The organism is Rhizobium sp. P1_E1 (assembly GCF_056406015.1).
Genome location: NZ_JBFUAY010000519.1, coordinates 1 through 1,146 on the forward strand (window position 1 = coordinate 1; position 1,146 = coordinate 1,146).

2 protein-coding genes are annotated in these 1,146 nt (G+C 57.9%); both read right to left on the minus strand.

Annotated features, from left to right (window positions below; all coding sequences use genetic code 11):
- A partial coding sequence (locus tag AC1D1Z_RS37630) for a GTPase (protein ID WP_477853924.1) occupies positions 1 to 127 on the minus strand: 127 nt, incomplete at its 3' end.
- Between the two features lie 685 nt (positions 128 to 812).
- On the minus strand, positions 813 to 1,146 hold a 334-nt coding region (locus AC1D1Z_RS37635), incomplete at its 5' end, for an RNA polymerase factor sigma-54 (protein WP_477853923.1).

Below are 1,146 nucleotides of genomic sequence, written 5' to 3' on the forward strand. Positions count from 1 at the left end.
GCTGGAATACCGAGCTTCTTGCTGGAATACCGAGCTTCTTACACAGGGCGACCGCCAACGTCGACTTGCCTGCGTTTGAAGGGCCAAGAATCGCGATGCGCTCACCCAGCGAATGCAAAGGCAGTATAGGGACACCGTTCGGGAAATTGGGATCGTTAGGTCGTGGGGACATTGACTTCGTTCCTACTTCGCTCCTCGGATCTCGGAGGAGCTGCGGGGAGYATTGTTGCGAAGGGACCGGGCACGGTGCATGACCAAACTTTGATCCTGAGCTGGCTGAGGAGGAGACGGCGAGTACGTGAAATAGATCGACGGCAATGTTCGCAATCGGTTCAAAACCGGCCATCAACCTGGGAAATGGGTTGTTGGACGCAGCTCGATCATAGCCGAAGTTGGCAACCTTGCTTACCGGTAGAAGGAAACTGCGGTCCGGCCTGGCATCAAAAAGAGAACGCCAGATGGCTGGAGTTCGAGCGGGATCATTGGCAAGTCTTCGCCGAGTGCGGAGGAGAAGATGCTGCGACGGCCGGAAAAGGATTCGACATTCTCTAGCACCTTGCGCCGGCCGCATGCGCGGGCGATCAGCCAGGACGCCAACCGGCTCCCGTGTTGCAGGTGGAATAAAAAATCTTGGGCTCTCCACGGACGCGAGCAACGGCTGCGTGGGCCACATGCCGGAGATGTGAACAGATTGAAGTCCCTCACCAAGATGTAGGGAACGTGATCTGGATGGTATAGCTCTTCACTGTGTGTTCTCCTTCTGCAACCACTCCGTCAAAAGTGCCTTCGAAGAAGGCACTTTTGACGTGTCTTCACGAACCAGCGACTTTGGCGAGCGCCCGCTTCTCGCGGCGGCGCTGCACCGAAGAAGCGATGTTCATCGCCTCCCGGTATTTCGCAACCGTGCGGCGGGCAAGATCGACGCCGCCCTTCTTCAGCATGTCGACGATATCGTCGTCGGAAAGCACCGCCTCCGGGCTCTCCTGCAGGATCAGCGCACGGATCTTGTGACGCACGGCCTCGGCCGAATGGCTGTCGCCGCCCGCAACGGCGCTGATCGAGACGGTGAAGAAATATTTGAGTTCGAAGAGGCCGCGCGGCGTCAGCATGTATTTGTTCGACGTGACGCGGCTGACGGTGGATTCA